Consider the following 16856-nt stretch of genomic DNA (forward strand, 5'->3'; position numbering starts at 1 on the left):
GGCGTTAGATTGGCTCGCTGATGGTGGACGGAGCGGCTGGTCAGGGGGCAAGGGCGATGGACAGCGACGGGACGCAGGACGCGCGGGGTACACATGCGAGTCCCGTGCCGCGCCCGGCGGGGCCGCCGGAGGTGCCCGCGATGCCTCCCCGGCCGCCCCGGGCACCGGCGACGCCGCCGATGCCGGACGGATCGGCGTTCCTCTCCTGGGTGCGCGCGCCGCGCCCCGACGCCGCGCCGGGCGTGTGGCGGTTCGGGCACCGGCCGCGGCCCGCGGAGGAACCCGAGGAGATCCCCACCCGGCAGCTGCTGAGCGGCGCGCTGATCGCCTTCCTCGTGGGATGGCTGGTCTGGTCGCTGCTGCAGAACGGGTACCTCGGCAACTGGTGGTGGGTGCCGTTCGACCTGATCGTCCCCGACGCCTGGCGCGGCGGCGACGGCGACCTCGGGGAGACCGGGACGTTCATCGTCTACCAGGGCTACGAGCTGACCGTCGCCCTGGGGATCATGATCGGGGCGGCCCGGCTCGGCCGCTGGGGCGAGGTGTGGCGCCGCTTCGTCACCCCCCGCTTCCGCCGGCCGGAGGCCCAGGAAGCCCGCACGGCACCCGACGACGACCCGGCCCAGTGGAACGAACTACGTGCCGCCGGGGCGGCTGACGCCGCCGAGCGCCTCGCCACCGAGGCCCGTTCCGGGCTGATGCGGGACGTCGACCACGCCCGGATCCTCCGCGCCTGGCAGGGCGTGCGCACCGGACGGCACAGCCTCGCCACCTTCAGCGGCGCCGTGCTCAAGGACGGTGCCGCCGCGTGCCTCCATCCCTCCGGGGAGCGCGACCTGCCCGCCCGGCTCGCCCGGCACGACCTCGTCACCGGGCAGGTGCGGCTCGGGACCACCGTCGACGACGCCCGTAATCCGTACGCCTACCGCGGCACGGGCCTGGCCCTCGGGCCCGATCTGCTCGGCACCTCGCTCGTTGCCGTCGGCCCCGCCGGATCCGGCAAGACCGGCACCGTCGTCCGTCCGCTCGCAGAGTCGCTCTGCCTGCACGCCCTCGCCGGGCGGGCCGCCGTGGTCGTCGTGGGGGCGGCCGGTGCGGGGCTCGGACCGGCCGACGCCTATGACGTGGTCGTGCGGATCGGGAACCAGGAGTCCGAGTACGACCTCGACCTGTACGGCGGCACCACCGACCCGGACGAGGCCGCGGCCGTGCTCGCCGAGGCGCTCGTCGGGGACCTCGCCGACCCGCACCCCGGCAGCGACAGCCGCCGTTCCACCACCGTCCTCGCCCAGCTGCTCGGGCCGTTCCGGGCCGTGCACGGGCGTTTCCCCTCCGTACCGGAGCTGCGGCAGCTGCTCGACGGCGCGCCGGGGCCGTTCGCCGCGCTGCGGCAGGGGCTCCAGGAGGCCGGGCAGGAGTCGCTGCTGCGGGAGCTCGACGCCCGGGAGCGGCAGATGGGGCAGCCCGGGGACGTCGGAGGGGTGCTGGGCGATCGCGTCGCGCTGCTCGACCGGCCGGCCTTCGCCGGGTTCTTCGACACCTCCGGACAGTCCCGGCCCTTCACGCTCAAGGCCCTGGACCACCCGGTGCGGGTGCGCATCGACCTGCCCCAGCGCGGGCACGCCGACGCCTCCAAGATGCTGGCCCGGCTCGTGCTCGCGCAGTTCACGGCCAGCGTCGCCGTACGCGAGGACCGGTCGCTGTTCGCCTGCCTGCTGCTGGACGACGCGACCGGCGTGGTGACGCCCGAGGCCGTGCGCGGCATCCAGCGGCTGCGGTCCGGCAACGCCGGGGTCGTGCTCACCCTGCGCACCCTGGACGACGTGGCCCGGCCACTGCGCGGGCCGCTGCTCGGCGCGACCGGCTGCCGGATGGCGCTGTCGGGGCTCACGCCGTGGGACGGGCAGGACTTCGCCGAGGTGTGGGGCAAGGAGTGGACCGAGGCCCGCGACGTCACCGACCGGCAGATCATCGCGGAGACCCCGGCGGGCAAGGCCGTGCACATGCTGCGCCGGGTGATCACCGGCAAGGCCCCGACCGCGCGGGCGGTGACCGTGCGGCAGGTCGAGCGGGAGCGCTGGTCCGCCTCCGAGCTGGCGCACGCCGTGCCGGCGGGGCACGCGGTGCTGTCACTGACCGACGTCAAGGGCGAGCACGCGCCTCCGCTGCTGGTGGATCTGCGGGGCTGACCCCTTCCCACCTGCGCGGGTACGCGGGGACCGTACGGTGAGGCAGAATCGTCACAGGTCGTTCATACGCGGCGGCCAAATGACCACAGAGATCTCACAGCCCTGACGCAGAAGGCCTCATGCCCCCGACGCTCGCCTCGCTCGTCCACCACTCCGCGCTGAAGCTGACCGTGCGGGCGGGCGAAGACCGCCTCGACGTACCGGTGCGCTGGGCGCACGTCAGCGAACTCGCCGACCCCGTGCCCTACATGGAGGGCGGGGAGCTGCTGCTGATCACCGCGCTGAAGCTGGACGCCGAGGACCCGGAGGCCATGCGCCGCTACGTCCGGCGGCTGGCCGGGGCCGGAGTGGTCGGGCTCGGCTTCGCCGTCGGCGTCAACTACGAGGAGACGCCCAAGGCGCTCGTCGACGCGGCCGACGAGGAGGGCCTGCCGCTGCTGGAGGTGCCGCGCCGCACGCCGTTCCTCGCCATCAGCAAGGCCGTGTCCGCCGCCATCGCCGCCGACCAGTACCGGGCCGTCACCGCCGGGTTCGCCGCCCAGCGCGAGCTGACCCGGCAGGCCCAGACCGGCGGCCCGGAGGGGCTGCTGGCCGCGCTGGCCTCGCAGGTCGACGGATGGGCGGCGCTGTACGACGCCTCGGGCGCGGTCGTCGCCACGGCACCGGAGTGGGCGGGGCGGCGCGCCGCGCGCCTCACCGGTGACGTGCAGAAGCTGCGGGACCGCCCCGCGCCCGCCTCCTCCGTGGTCGGCGGACCGGAGAACGAGGACCGGGTCGAGCTGCACACCATCGGCACCGGCCGGCGCCCCCGGGCGGCCCTCGCCGTCGGCACGGCCGCCGCCCCGGGCACCGCCGAGCGCTACGCCGTCCACTCGGCCATCGCCCTGCTGACCCTGACCACGGAACGCTCCCGGTCCCTCCAGGCGGCCGAGCAGCGGGTCGGCGCGGCGGTGCTGCGCATGCTGCTGGCCGGGGAGCCGGACCACGCGCGCGCGGTCGCCGGGGATCTGTACGGCGAGCTGCTGGACGCGCCGTTCCGGATGATGGTCGCGGAACGGGTGCCGGTGTCGGTGTCGGCCGCGCTGGCCCGGGCCGAGGCGCACAAGGGCGCTCCGCCCGTCGAGCGGCCCTCGGCCGCGGCGCTCGCCGCCACCGACACCGGCGATCCCCTCGTGGTGCTCGCCGACGTCGTGGAGTCCGCGGCGGCACGGGCGGGCGAGGCCGTGCTGGTGGTGCCGGAGGGGGAGCGGCTGGTGGTGCTGGCGGCGGATCGCGGCGCCGCCGCGGCGGCCTGCGGGGAGTACGCGGCCGCCCTGGAGACGGCCCGGGCCGGGATACGCGAGAAGGTGCCGGGCGGTGAGGAGGGTGAACTGGTCGTGGGCCTGTCGGCACCGGCCGGGCCGATCGCCGCGTCCGCCGCCTACAAGCAGGCCGAACAGGCGCTGTCGGTGGCGCGGCGGCGTGGACGCGTCCTCGTGGAGCACGAGCGGATGGCGGCCGGATCGGTGCTGCCGCTGCTCGCGGACGACGCCGTACGGGCCTTCGCCGACGGCATGCTGCGGCCGCTGTACGAGCACGACGCCACGGGCCGCGGCGACCTCGTGGCCTCCCTGCGCGCCTGGCTGTCCAGGCACGGCCAGTGGGACGCGGCGGCGGCCGACCTCGGCGTCCACCGGCACACCCTGCGCTACCGCATGCGCCGGGTCGAGGAGATCCTCGGCCGGTCCCTGGACGACCCGGACGTCCGGATGGAGCTGTGGCTGGCCCTGAAGGCGAGCAGTACCGAGTAGCCAAACCGTAGTGTCGGCGTCCCGCACTGCTACGGCCCGGACAAACGCCCTTCGGCCACCTCGCGCCTACCGTTGGTCCGGTAGAACAGGATCACCCCCAACGCCGAAGGGCCGGAACCCACATGACCTCCACCCACGCCTTCTGGCTCGCCGGCCGCCAGGCCACCGGCGAGGACACCTTCGACGTCACCTCCCCCTGGGACGGGCGGCTCGTCGGCACGGTGAGCCTGCCGACCGACGCGCAGGTCGAGGAGGCCGTGGCGGCCGCGCACGCCGTCCTGGACGAGTTCGCCGCCACCCCCGCCCATGTGCGGGCCGCCGCCCTCGACCACGTCAGCAAGCGCCTCGCCGAGCGCACCGAGGAGATCGCGCAGCTGATCTCCGCCGAGAACGGCAAGCCCCTGAAGTGGGCGCGCGGCGAGGTCGGCCGGGCCGTGTCCGTGTTCCGGTTCGCGGCCGAGGAGGCCCGGCGGTTCAACGGCGGCGAGGCCCAGCGCCTCGACACCGACCTCGGCGGCCAGGGCCGGCTCGCCCTCACCCGCCGCTTCCCGAAGGGCGTCGTGCTCGGCATCGCGCCGTTCAACTTCCCGCTGAACCTCTGCGCCCACAAGATCGCCCCGGCCATCGCCGCCGGCGCCCCGATCATCCTCAAGCCGGCCCCGGCGACTCCGTTGTCCGGCCTGATCATCGGCGACCTGCTGGCCGAGACCGAGCTGCCCGCCGGCTCCTGGAGCATCCTGCCGGTCGCCAACGACAAGATGCCGGCCCTGGTGCAGGACGAGCGCCTGCCCGTCATCTCCTTCACGGGCTCCGAGAAGGTCGGCTACGCGATCATGGACTCGGTGCCGCGCAAGCACTGCACCCTGGAGCTGGGCGGCAACGGCGCGGCCGTCGTCCTCGCCGACTGGGCGAGCGACGAGGACCTGGACCGGGCGGCGAACCGCATCGCCACCTTCTCCAACTACCAGGGCGGCCAGTCCTGCATCTCCGTGCAGCGGGTCATCGCCGACGCCTCGGTGTACGACCGGCTGCTGCCGCGCATCGTCGCCGCCGTCGAGGCCCAGGTCACCGGCGACCCGAGCGACGACAAGACCGACGTCGGCCCGCTGGTCAGCGAGGACGCCGCCCGGCGCGTCGAGACGTGGGTCCAGGAGGCCGTGGACGCCGGGGCGCAGCTGCTCACCGGCGGCAAGCGCGACGGCGCCTCCTACGCGCCGACCGTCCTGGCCGAGGTCCCGGGCGACGCGACGATCTCCTGCGAGGAGGTCTTCGGGCCGGTGCTGACCGTGCAGAAGGCGGACGGCGAGGCCGCGGCCTTCGCCGCCGTCAACGACTCCAAGTACGGCCTCCAGGCGGGCGTGTTCACCCACGACCTCCAGACCGCGTTCCGCGCCCACCGCGCCCTCGAGGTCGGCGGCGTGGTCATCGGTGACGTGCCGTCCTACCGTGCCGACCAGATGCCGTACGGCGGCGTCAAGCAGTCCGGCGTGGGCCGCGAGGGCGTGCGGTTCGCCATGGAGGACTACACGTACGAGCGGGTGCTGGTCCTCACCGGCATCGATCTCTGACGCACATCCGACCCACCCTCTGGCTTATGGAAACCATTTTCATATAACCTCTGCGAGGAGGCCCGGCACCGATGCCTTCCGGTGCCGGGCCCCTTCTTTACGCCGGCCTGCTCCGGACCCTCAACCGGAGAAGCCGACGTGCGCGAGCCGCAGCGGGCCGCGCAGCCTGAGGTGCACGTCGTGGACGCCCGCGGCGGCGACCGACGCGCTGAGCGAGACGTAGTCGTACGGACCCGAGGTCGGTGCGGCGGGCGACAGCACCGCGAGCGCGGGGCCGCCGTCGAGGGACAGCTCGACCGTGCCCTCGCCGGCCACCTCCACCGTCACCTCGCAGATGCCCTGGCCGAAGTCGCAGGCGTGGTAGGCCAGTTCGCCCGGCTCCGGGCCCGCCGGAGTCACCGCGTCGCCCGAGACCTTCGTCCGGTCGACGATCGCGATGCCCCGCTGCTCGTCGAACCCGGCCGCGGCCAGGCCGGTCGCGAGGACCGCGCGCGGCAGGGTCGGCTCGCCGTCGAGCGTGACCGTCGTCCGCAGCCGGACGTCCTCGCTGGACGCCCCGGCCAGCAGCTCGTACCCGCCCGGCTCCACGCGCCACCGGTCCTGGGCGACGTCCCAGAACGCGAACGCGGTCAGGGGGACCTCGAAGCCCAGCTCGGCCGTTTCCCCCGGGGCGAGCGTGACACGGCGGTGGTCGAGCAGCTCGCGGCGCGGACGCGGCACCGAGGCGTCGACGGCCCGGGCGTAGAGCTGGGCCACCTCGTCGGCCGTCACGTCACCGGTGTTGGTGACCGAGAAGGAGACCCGCACCGCCTCGCCCTCGACCCGGGCCGTCAGGTCGCCGTACGCGAAGGAGGCGTACGACAGGCCGTGCCCGAAGGGGAACAGGGGGGTGCCCTCGAAGTACAGATACGTCTGGCGGGCGCCGATCACGTCGTAGTCGAGGAGACCGGGCAGGTCGGCGTCGTCGGCGTACCAGGTCTGCGGGAGGCGGCCGGCGGGGGAGACGTCGCCGGCCAGGACACGGGCCAGGGCGGTGCCGGCCGCCTGCCCGCCGTGCGCGGTCCACAGCACCGCCGGGAGCTCGGCGGGGTCGACGGCGTACGGGTAGGCGGCCACCAGCGCCAGCACGGTGGCCGGGTTCGCCGCGCGGGCCGCCCGCAGCAGCCGCTCCTGCTGCCCGGGCAGGCGCAGGGTCGTACGGTCCTCGGTCTCGCGGCCGTTGATGTGCGGGTCGTTGCCCGCGACCACCACGACGATGTCGGCCGCGGCGGCGGCACGCGCCACCGCCTCCTCGCCGCGCTCGGCGACGACCAGCTCGAAGACCTCGGGATCCTCGTCGGCAACCTTCACGCCGTCGGCGGAGACACACACGTGCCGACCCGTCCCCAGGTGCTTCAGGAGGTGCCCGCTCCCATGCGGTTGCAGGCGGAACGTCTCCTGCACGAACCAGCCGCCCGGCTGGTCGGCGGAGGCGCGCAGGCAGCCGTCGTCGGCGACCGAGAGATAGCGGCCGTCCGGGGCGCGCAGGGTCAGCACGCCCTCGCCCCAGTCTGCGAGCGCCAGCTCGGTGCCGGTGGCGTCGGTCGTGAGCACGGGCAGGTCGGTGCGGCCCCTGAGCAGCGCCGGGTCGAGCGCGCCCTCGGCGCCGCGCACCTCGCCGGCGACCCCCTCGGCCGCCGGCACGTGCAGGAACGCCCCCGTGGAGGTCTTCAGCCGGACCCGGTCCACACCCTCCGCGAACTCCACGCGCTCCGCGCCGAACCGCTCGTACAGGCCCTCCAGCGGGGTCGAGCGGTGGATGAGCGCGCCGCTGTACCAGTCGAGCTTGCACTCGTCGGCGAGCAGGCCCACCACGGCGATCCGGGTGTCCGGGGCGAGCGGCAGCACCCCGTCGTTCTTGAGCAGCACGATCGCCTGCTCGGCGGCCTCCTGGGCGAGGGCGCGGTGCGCCGGGGTGTCGAACTCGCCGGTCGCGTCGTGCGGGTCGTGGCTCGGGTCGAACTCGCCGAGCCGGAAACGCACCGACAGCTGACGGCGGACGGCCGTGTCGAGATCGGCCTCGGTCAGCAGGCCGCGCTCCAGGGCGCCGCGCACCCGCCCGATGATCTGCGAGGAGTCCGTGCCGTGGTCGGTGAAGCTGTCGACACCCGCGACGAGGGCGGCGGCGGTGGCCTCCTCGTGGGTGTCGAAGTAGTGCTCGGAGTCGACCAGGTTGCTCGGCGCCCCCGCGTCCGAGCAGACCAGCAGTTCCTCCTCGGTCCAGGTCCGCAGGTGCTCGGCCAGGTACGGGGAGACGTGGTTGGGGCGCCCGTTGACCAGGTTGTACGCCGGCATCACCCCGGCCACCGCGCCCGCCTCCACGGTGTCGCGGAAGGCCCGCAAGTCGTACTCGTGCAGCACGCGCGGGCGCACGGAGCTCGACGTCGTGGAGCGGTCCGTCTCGTTGTTGTGGGCCAGCCAGTGCTTCAGCACCGGCGCGGTGCGCCAGTAGGTGGGGTGCTCGCCGCGCAGACCGTGCGTGTAGGCCGTGGCGATCGCGGAGGTGAGCTTCGGGTCCTCCGAGTAGCCCTCCTCGTTGCGGCCCCACAGCGGGTGGCGCAGCAGGTTGACCGTCGGGGACCAGACGTTCAGGCCGACCCGGTCGTCCTTGGCGCGCATCGCGCGGATCTCCCGGGACACCGCGTCGCCGACGCGCCGCACCAGCTCCGGGTTCCAGGTGGCACCGAGGCCGACCGCCTGCGGGAACACCGTCGCCGGGCCCATCCACGCCACGCCGTGCAGGGCCTCCTGGCCGGTGCGGAAGGCGGCGACGCCGAGTCGTTCGACGGCCGGCGCGAACTGGTGCAGGAACGCGGTCTTCTCCTGAGGCGTGAGCCGGGACAGGAGGTCGTCGATCCGCTTCGCGAACGGCAGTTGCGGATCACGGAACGGTTCGGTGGATGGGGTGTGTGCGGTCACGTGGGGATCCCCTTGCGATGGATCGTGGAGGCGCTTTCGAAGCGCTTCGATGCTGAGTTGCCGAGAGGCCGAGTGTCAAGGGAGCAGCACCATGACTTCAAGCAGTGCATGAGGAAAGGTCCCTTCTCGCGCGGCGGAGGAAGTTTGCGAACGACCCTTGTGCGCCCTGGGGTGTTCACTTAACCTCACAGCAACATCGAAGCGCTTCGACTACGGCAGTCCCCGGTGGGTCGACAGCTCGCTTCGGCTCAGCCAGTTCCACTCGAGACACCGCAGCCGACGGCTCTCCGCCGGGTGTCCTGGTGTGCCATGAAGGGTTGACGCAATGACGCCGAACGCCGCCTCCGCCTCCTCCGGTCCGAGCCGGAGAAGTTTCCTCGCCTCTACGGCGGTCGCCACCGCGGCCGTGGCCGGCGGGATGCCGCTGCTCGCCGCCTGCGGCGGTTCGGACGGCGGCTCGAAGGACGGCACGACGTCCGGCAAGAGCGCCAAGAAGCTGCTGCCGGCCTACGTCGCGAGCAACGTGGTCTCGCCGGACATCCCGTCCAAGAACGGCTCGGCCATGGGCTTCACCGGCAGGCTCGACCTGGCCGACCTCAAGACCTCGGTCCCGAAGAAGCTCGGCAAGGGCAGCCGCATCAAGATCATGTCGCCGTTCTGGGGCACGCCGCCGAAGGGCGACAACGCCTACTACACGGCGATGAACGACCTGATCGGCGTCGACATCGCCTGGCAGAACCAGGACGGCAACACCTACGACGAGAAGCTGGGCGCGGTGCTCGCCTCCAGCGACCTGCCGGACGTCGTGGTCATTCCCAGCTGGAACATGGGCGGCAAGATACCCAGCGCCATCATCAGCAAGTTCGCCGACCTCGGCCCGTACCTGTCCGGGGACGCGATCAAGAAGTACCCGAACCTCGCGGCCATTCCGAGCGGCGCCTGGCAGTACTCCATCTTCGGCGGCAAGCTGCGCGGTCTGCCCCAGCCAGCCCCCGCCGTGCCCGGCATCGTGCCCTTCTACCGCAAGGACGTCTTCGACAAGGAGGGCTACGAACTCCCCAAGTCCCCGGACGAGTTCCTCGCCCTCGCCAAGGAGATCAGCCGGCCCAAGGCCAAGGTGTGGGCCTGCGACGACATGAAGTGGTCCGCCTTCGAGTTCTTCGGTGTGCTCTCCGGCAGCGAGAAGCCGCTCGGCTGGAACCTGGCCGACGGCAGGATGGTCTACCGGGTCGAGACCGAGGAGTACCTCGAATCGCTGGAGTGGACGCGCAAGCTGTACGCGGCGGGTGTGGTCCACCCCGACGCGAAGGCGGTCCAGGGCACCGCGGGCGACCGGTTCACCGCCGGTCAGGTCCTGATGTACAACCAGAACATCTCGGACTGGTGGGGCAAGATGGCCGAGCAGGCGGGCCAGAAGACCGACTTCCGCATCTGCGGCATGGACATCTTCGGCGCCGACGGCGGCGACCCCACGCTGTGGGCCGGCTCGCCCGCGGGCATCTTCGCCTTCGTCAACAAGAAGGCCTCCAAGGCCGTCGTCGAGGACGTCCTGGCCGCCGCCAACGTCACCGCCGCCCCGTACGGCACCAAGGAGTACATGCTCACCAACTACGGGGTGGAGGGCACGCACTACACCGTCAAGGACGGGGTGCCCACCAAGAACGACAAGGGCAACCAGGAGGTCATCAACGCCTATGTGATGCTCGCCAGCCCGGCTCCGACCATCGCGCATCCGGACCTGCCGGAGATCGCGAAGGAGCAGGTGGAGTGGCAGCAGCGGATGGGCGCCTTCACCAAGAAGTCCACCTTCTGGGGCATGCAGATCACCGAACCGGCGCGCTACACCAACCTCTCCAACGACTTCGAGCAGCTGGAGGACGACACCGTCCGCGGCCGCAAGAAGATCAGCGATGTGCAGCAGGCCGTCTCCGACTGGAAGAAGCAGGGCGGCGACAAGCTGCGGGACTGGTACCAGAAGCTGCACGACACCAACGGTTCGGCGCAGTGACCCGGCGCTGAGGCAAGGAGACATCCGTGTCCAACAGCACGGTGCCGCGCAGCAGGGCCGAGGCGGAGACCACCGGGACGGCGTCCAGGGCGGCGGACGCCACCGGGCAGCGGCCGGGGAAGAGGAAACGCTCCGGCAGGCTGAGCCTCAGGCTGCGGTTCCGCCGCGACCGCACGCTGATCCTGATGACCCTGCCGGCCGTCGCGCTCGTATTGGTCTTCAACTACATCCCGATCCTGGGCAATGTCGTCGCCTTCCAGGAGTACGACCCCTACGTCAGCGACAACGGCTTCGTCGCGATGCTGGAGAGCCCCTGGGTGGGCGTCGAGCAGTTCCAGCGGATCTTCGCGGACTCGGCGTTCTGGGACGCCGTACGGAACACGCTCGTGCTGTTCGGCCTCCAGCTGGTGCTGTTCTTCCCCATCCCGATCGTGCTCGCGCTGCTCATCAACAGCGTGCTCAGGCCCCGGATCCGGGCGGTGTCGCAGGCGATCCTCTACCTGCCGCACTTCTTCTCCTGGGTGCTGGTGATCACCGTCTTCCAGCAGATCTTCGGCGGGGCGGGCATCATCGCGCAGACCCTCCGACAGCACGGCTACGAGGGCTTCGACCTCATGACCGACCCGGGGATCTTCAAGTTCCTGGTGACGTCGGAGGGCGTCTGGAAGGACGCGGGCTGGGGCGTCATCGTCTTCCTCGCCGCACTCGCCTCCGTGAGCCCCGACCTCTACGAGGCGGCGGCCATGGACGGGGCCGGGCGCCGGCGCCGGATGTGGCACGTCACGCTGCCCGCGCTGCGGCCCGTGATCGCCCTGCTGCTGGTGCTGCGCGTCGGTGACGCGCTGACCGTCGGCTTCGAGCAGATCCTGCTGCAACGCGACGCGGTGGGAACGGGGGCGGCGGAGGTCCTCGACACCTATGTGTGGTGGAACGGCGTCCGCAACCAGGACTTCAGCTACGCGGCGGCGGCCGGCCTGATCAAGGGCCTGGTGAGCGTGGCGCTCGTCCTCGCCGCGAACAAGGTGGCCCACTTCATGGGCGAGCAGGGGGTGTACAAGAAGTGACCGCCGTCATCGACAAGGCCGCCTTCGACGAGGCGGCGCGCGAACCCCGCTTCTGGGAGGCCCCGCCGCGGCCTGTCTGGGAGGAGGATCCCAGCAAGGCCGGGGTCGCGGCCAAGGGCGTCGTCCTGGCCGGCGCGTGCCTCGCGGTGCTCTTCCCGCTGTGGATCGTCATCGTCACCAGCCTGTCCTCGAAGCAGACCATCAACGCGGCCGGCGGCCTGGTGGTGATCCCGAAGGGCGTCACCTTCGTCGCCTATCAGGAACTGCTGAGCGGCGGGCAGGTGACCCGGGCCGCGATCGTCAGCGTGTGCGTCACCCTCGTCGGCACGGTGTTCTCCATGACGGTGTCGGTGCTGGCCGCCTACGGCCTGTCCCGCAGCGGGTCGCTGGGTCACCGCTGGCTGCTGATGACCCTGCTCGCGACGATGTTCTTCGGGGCCGGTCTCATCCCCACGTATCTGCTGGTGCAGTCGCTGGGACTGACCGACTCGTATCTCGCGCTGATCCTGCCGAGTGCGGTCAGCGTCTTCAACATCCTGGTGCTGCGGGCGTTCTTCATGAACATCTCGCCGGAGCTCGTCGACAGTGCGCGGATCGACGGGGCGGGAGACTGGCGGATCCTCCGGCAGATCGTCCTACCGCTCTCGCGGGCCGTCATCGCGGTGATCACGCTGTTCTACGCGGTGGGCTACTGGAGCGCCTGGTTCAACGCGTCGATCTACCTCAGCGACCAGAGCATGATGCCACTGCAGAACGTCATGATCCAGCTGGTGCAGAAGCAGGAGGCGCCGGTCGGGGTGAGCCAGGCGATCAAGACCGGGCAGATCTCCGCGCTGGCGATCCAGATGGCCGTGATGGTGATGGCGTTGCTGCCGGTCGCCGTGATCTCGCCGTTCGTCCAGAAGCACTTCAAGAAGGGCATGCTCACCGGGGCCGTCAAGGGCTGACCGTAGGGCTGTCGGCCGGCCGTCGGCCGCGGCTGCCTCGTGGCTTGTCGCGCAGTTCCCCGCGCCCCTTCGGGGCGCTTCCCCCCTCCCTTCAGAACGACGAGGTATGTGTCATGCATGCGTCCAGCCTCTCCAGGCGTTCCGTTCTCGCCGGGACCGCGGTCGCCGCCGCGGCCGTCTCCCTGCCGCTGACCCAGGGGCGGGCACAAGCCGCCGCCACGCCCGCGACGAGCGGATACCGCTGGCGCAACGCGGTCCAGGGCGGCACCGGATTCATCACCGGGGTGCTGTTCCACCCGTCCGTGCGCGGGCTCGCCTACCTCCGCACCGACATCGGCGGTGCCTACCGCTGGGACGACCGGAGCGGCCGGTGGATCCCGCTCACCGACCACCTCGGCTGGGACGACTGGAACCTGCTGGGCGTAGAGGCCATGGCCGTCGACCCGGCGCATCCGGACCGGGTCTACCTCTCCCTCGGCACCTACGCGCAGCCCTGGGCCGGCAACGGGGCCGTGCTGCGGTCCGAGGACCGTGGCGCGACCTGGCAGCGCACCGACCTCACCGTGAAGCTCGGCGCCAACGAGGACGGCCGGGGCTGCGGAGAGCGGCTGCTCGTCGATCCGCGGGACAGCGACACCCTGTGGCTCGGCACCCGGCACGACGGGCTGCTCAAGTCCACCGACCGGGGCGTCACATGGAAGGCCGCGAGCTTCCCGGCCGTCCCCGGCGCCACCGGCCAGGGCATCACGCTCCTGGTCGCCGCGGGTCGCAGCGTCTACGCCGGCTGGGGCGACTCCGACGGCACCTCCGCGAACCTCTACAGAACCGCCGACGGTACCACCTGGGAGGCCGTACCCGGCCGGCCCACCGGCACCGCCGCCAAGGTCCCCGTCCGGGCCGCGTACGACCGGCACACCCGCGAGCTGTACGTGACGTACGCCAACGCGCCGGGACCCAACGGCCAGTCCGACGGCAGCGTGCACAAGCTGCGTACGACCACCGGGAAGTGGAGCGAGGTCACGCCCGTCAAGCCCGGCGGGGCGACGGGCGACGGCGGGACCGACTCCTTCGGCTACGGCGGTGTCGCTGTTGACGCCCGCCACCCGGGGACCGTGGTCGTCTCCACCAACAACCGCTGGTCGCTGGTCGACACCCTGTACCGGACCACCGACGGCGGCCGCTCCTGGACATCCCTGAAGGACAAGGCCGTCCTCGACGTCTCCGAGACGCCCTACCTCAAGTGGGGCGCCGACAAGCCCAAGTTCGGCTGGTGGATCCAGGCCGTCGGGCTCGACCCGTACGACTCCCGGCACGTGGTCTACGGCACCGGCGCCACCCTCTACGGCACCCGCGACCTCAAGCACTGGGCCCCGCAGATCCGCGGGGTGGAAGAGGCGTCCGTACGCCAGTTGATCTCGCCCCCGAGCGGCGAGGCCCACTTGCTCAGCGGATCCGGGGACATCGGCGTGATGTACCACGAGCGGCTCACGGCATCGCCGTCCCGCGGCATGGCGTCGAACCCGGTGTTCGGTACGGCGACGGGCCTGTCGCTGGCCCCGGCCAAGCCGTCCTACGTGGTCCGGGCCGGCTGGGGCGACAACGGCAACGGCGCCTTCTCGAACGACGGCGGCAGGACCTGGGCGCCCTTCACGGCCCAGCCGGACGTGGCCAAGTCCGCGCCCGGCCCGATCGCCACCAACGCCGACGGCAGCGTGCTCCTGTGGTCCTTCGGCACCGCCAACCCGGCGTACCGCTCGGCGGACAACGGTGCCGGCTGGTCCGAGGTCGCCTCCTTCCCGAAGGGCGCCGTGCCCGTGGCGGACCCCGTCGACCCGACCCGCTTCCACGCCTTCGACACCACCACCGGCACGCTCTACGCCAGCACCGACACCGGCCGGACCTTCACCGCGCGGGCCACCGGCCTGGACTCCGGCGACACCGAGTTCCAGCTGGTCGCGGCGCCCGGGCGCTCCGGTGACCTGTGGCTGAGCCTCAAGTGGAACGGGCTGTACCGCTCGACCGACGGCGGTGCGACCTTCACCAAGGTCGCCAGTTGCCGGGCCTCGTACACCCTCGGCTTCGGCAGGGCGGCCGAGGGCGCCTCCTACCCGGCGGTCTACATGGTCGGTGCCACGGAGACCGACACGGCCGTGTACCGCTCGGACGACGAGGCGAAGTCCTGGACCAGGATCAACGACGACCGGCACCAGTGGGGCTGGATCGGCGCCGCCATCACCGGCGACCCGCGCGTCCACGGCCGGGTCTACATCGCCACCAACGGACGCGGCGTGCAGTACGGGGAGCCCGCCCGATGACCGTGCGGAAACGACCCGGCCTGAGCGACGCCACCCGGGGCCGGCTCCTCTTCGGAGGGGACTACAACCCGGAGCAGTGGCCCGAGGAGACCTGGGACAAGGACGTCCGGCTGATGAAGGCCGCCGGCGTCAACTCGGTCACCCTCGGCGTCTTCTCCTGGTCGAAGCTGGAACCCGAGCCGGGAGCCCGGGAGTTCGGCTGGCTGGACACGCTGATGGACCTGATGCACGCGGGCGGCATCGGCGTCGTCCTCGCCACCCCGACCTCCTCGCCCCCGCCCTGGATGGGCCGGCTGCACCCCGACACCCTGCCCGTCACCGAGGACGGACGCACCGAGTGGTGGGGCGGCCGGCAGCACTTCTCGCACTCCAGCGCCACCTACCGGCGCTACGCCGCCGCCATCACCGAGGACCTGGCCGCCCGCTACGGCGACCACCCGGCCCTGACGATGTGGCACATCAACAACGAGTACTGCACCGTCGACTTCGGCGACGAGGCCGCCGCCTCCTTCCGGCGGTGGCTGCGCGAGCGGTACGGCTCGCTCGACGCCCTCAACGAGGCCTGGGGCACCGCCTTCTGGAGCCAGGGCTACGACACCTGGGACGGCATCCTGCCGCCCCGCCTGCCCCATTACATGCGCAACCCCGGCCAGGTCCTGGACTTCCGCCGCTTCACCTCCGACATGCTTCTGGAGTGTTACACCGCCGAGCGGGACATCGTCCGGCGGCACACCCCGCATCTGCCGGTCACCAGCAACTTCATGCCGCTGTGGTTCGGGCAGGACGCCTGGCGCTGGGCCGAGGAGGAGGACGTCGTCTCCGTCGACCTCTACCCCGACCCGCGCGACCCCCTCGGCGCGCAGAACGGCGCCCTGGTCCAGGACATGACCCGCTCCCAGGCGCGCGGGCCCTGGATGCTGATGGAGCAGGCGGCCGGGCCGGTCAACTGGCGGGGCGTGAACCACCCCAAGCCGCGCGGCCTCAACCGGCTCTGGTCCCTCCAGGCCGTGGCCCGGGGAGCCGACGCCGTCTGCTACTTCCAGTGGCGGCAGTCCCGGCAGGGCGCGGAGAAGTTCCACTCCGGCATGGTCAGCCACGCGGGGGAGGAGGGCCGGACGTACCAGGAGGTCAAGCGGCTCGGCGCCGACCTGGAGCGGATCGCCCCCGAGGTGACCGGCCGGCACCTCACCGCGAACGTCGCCGTCCTGCACGACTGGCACGCCTGGTGGGCCGGCGCCCAGGACGGCCGCCTGTCCGGCCTGGTGGAGCACCCGGACGTCCTGCGCGCCTGGCACCGGGCCCTGTGGCAGGCGCACCTCACCACCGACTTCGCCCACCCCGAGCACGACCTGACGCCGTATGCGCTGGTCGTCGTGCCGCAGCTGTACTCCCTCACCGACGCCGCGACCGACAACCTCCTCGCCTACGTACGGCAGGGCGGCACCCTCGTCTGCGGCTTCCAGACCGGCGTCGCCGACCAGGACGACCGCGTCCGCCCCGGAGGCATGGACGTCCGGCTGCGCGAGCTGTTCGGCATCCGCACGCTGCACGAGTGGTGGCCGCTGGACGCGGGGGAGACGGTCGCCTGCGAGGGCTTCCGGGGCACCCTGTGGTCCGAGGAACTGGAGCCGGACGGTACCGCCGACGAGACCGTCCCCTACCAGGGCGGCGAACTCGACGGCCTGCCCGCCCTCCTGCGCAAGGGCCGGGCCTGGTACGTCTCCACGCTCCCGGAGCCCGAGGCGCTGCGCGACCTGCTGGCGTCGATCGCCGCGGGTGCGGGCGTCCGGCCGGTGCTCGACGCTCTCCCCGAGCAGGTGGAGGCCGTGCGGCGCGGCGAGGTGCTGTTCGTGCTCAACCACGGCCGCGAGCCGGTGACCGTCGAGGTGCCCGGCACCCACCGCGACCTGCTGTCCGGGACGGACGTCACCGACCGGGTCACCCTCGGCCGCTACGAGGCGGCGGTGCTGCGGCCATGACCGAATCCGCCCCCGTCCACGGCACCTGGGAGCCGCAC

The 16856-nt window shown here is 72.3% G+C and carries 9 protein-coding genes; 8 read left to right on the forward strand and 1 reads right to left on the reverse strand.

Annotation, left to right across the window (positions count from 1 at the left end; genetic code table 11):
* Nucleotides 1-56: 56 nt before the first annotated feature.
* The 3 genes from HDC93_RS19515 to HDC93_RS19525 all read left to right on the forward strand — a co-directional run bounded on the left by HDC93_RS19515 (nt 57) and on the right by HDC93_RS19525 (nt 5547).
* Nucleotides 57-2189: an ATP-binding protein gene (locus HDC93_RS19515; RefSeq protein WP_185012166.1), complete on the forward strand. Its 2133-nt coding sequence runs from the start codon at nt 57-59 to the stop codon at nt 2187-2189.
* 119 nt (nt 2190-2308) lie between these two features.
* Nucleotides 2309-3979, forward strand: a complete 1671-nt coding sequence (locus HDC93_RS19520) for a PucR family transcriptional regulator (RefSeq protein ID WP_185012167.1) — start codon at nt 2309-2311, stop codon at nt 3977-3979.
* A 122-nt stretch (nt 3980-4101) separates the two neighbouring features.
* On the forward strand, nt 4102-5547 hold the full coding sequence (locus tag HDC93_RS19525) for an aldehyde dehydrogenase family protein (protein WP_185012168.1): 1446 nt from the start codon (nt 4102-4104) through the stop codon (nt 5545-5547).
* A gap of 120 nt (nt 5548-5667) precedes the next feature.
* Here the strand turns inward: HDC93_RS19525 and HDC93_RS19530 are convergent, their stop codons facing one another.
* On the reverse strand, nt 5668-8505 hold the full coding sequence (locus HDC93_RS19530; protein ID WP_185012169.1) for a glycoside hydrolase family 3 C-terminal domain-containing protein: 2838 nt from the start codon (nt 8503-8505) through the stop codon (nt 5668-5670).
* A gap of 325 nt (nt 8506-8830) precedes the next feature.
* Here HDC93_RS19530 and HDC93_RS19535 point away from each other — a divergent pair, with 325 nt between their 5' ends.
* The 5 genes from HDC93_RS19535 to HDC93_RS19555 all read left to right on the forward strand — a co-directional run bounded on the left by HDC93_RS19535 (nt 8831) and on the right by HDC93_RS19555 (nt 16818).
* A complete protein-coding gene (locus HDC93_RS19535) occupies nt 8831-10513 on the forward strand; it encodes an extracellular solute-binding protein (RefSeq protein ID WP_185012170.1) in 1683 nt (560 codons plus the stop codon).
* Nucleotides 10514-10539: 26 nt separating this feature from the next.
* The gene (locus HDC93_RS19540) at nt 10540-11577 is read left to right on the forward strand and encodes an ABC transporter permease subunit (RefSeq protein ID WP_185012171.1); all 1038 of its coding nucleotides are present in this window, start codon (nt 10540-10542) and stop codon (nt 11575-11577) included.
* The gene (locus tag HDC93_RS19545) at nt 11574-12524 is read left to right on the forward strand and encodes a carbohydrate ABC transporter permease (RefSeq protein WP_185012172.1); all 951 of its coding nucleotides are present in this window, start codon (nt 11574-11576) and stop codon (nt 12522-12524) included. Before HDC93_RS19540 ends, HDC93_RS19545 begins: the two co-directional genes overlap by 4 nt.
* Nucleotides 12525-12637: 113 nt before the next feature.
* The gene (locus HDC93_RS19550; protein WP_185012173.1) at nt 12638-14839 is read left to right on the forward strand and encodes a 1,4-beta-glucanase; all 2202 of its coding nucleotides are present in this window, start codon (nt 12638-12640) and stop codon (nt 14837-14839) included.
* Nucleotides 14836-16818 (forward strand): beta-galactosidase, encoded by a 1983-nt coding sequence (locus HDC93_RS19555; RefSeq protein WP_185012174.1) that lies wholly within the window; start codon nt 14836-14838, stop codon nt 16816-16818. The genes HDC93_RS19550 and HDC93_RS19555 overlap by 4 nt, the downstream gene beginning before the upstream one ends.
* Nucleotides 16819-16856: the final 38 nt, after the last annotated feature.

The organism is Streptomyces sp. AK010, from assembly GCF_014207295.1.
Taxonomy (GTDB): domain Bacteria; phylum Actinomycetota; class Actinomycetes; order Streptomycetales; family Streptomycetaceae; genus Streptomyces; species Streptomyces massasporeus.

What these genes read in the sequence shown, in the direction of transcription:
- HDC93_RS19515 (WP_185012166.1), top strand. Translation starts at nt 57, where the DNA reads ATGGACAGCGACGGGACGCAGGACGCGCGGGGTACACATGCGAGTCCC.
- HDC93_RS19520 (WP_185012167.1), top strand. Translation starts at nt 2,309, where the DNA reads ATGCCCCCGACGCTCGCCTCGCTCGTCCACCACTCCGCGCTGAAGCTG.
- HDC93_RS19525 (WP_185012168.1), top strand. Translation starts at nt 4,102, where the DNA reads ATGACCTCCACCCACGCCTTCTGGCTCGCCGGCCGCCAGGCCACCGGC.
- HDC93_RS19535 (WP_185012170.1), top strand. Translation starts at nt 8,831, where the DNA reads ATGACGCCGAACGCCGCCTCCGCCTCCTCCGGTCCGAGCCGGAGAAGT.
- HDC93_RS19550 (WP_185012173.1), top strand. Translation starts at nt 12,638, where the DNA reads ATGCATGCGTCCAGCCTCTCCAGGCGTTCCGTTCTCGCCGGGACCGCG.
- HDC93_RS19555 (WP_185012174.1), top strand. Translation starts at nt 14,836, where the DNA reads ATGACCGTGCGGAAACGACCCGGCCTGAGCGACGCCACCCGGGGCCGG.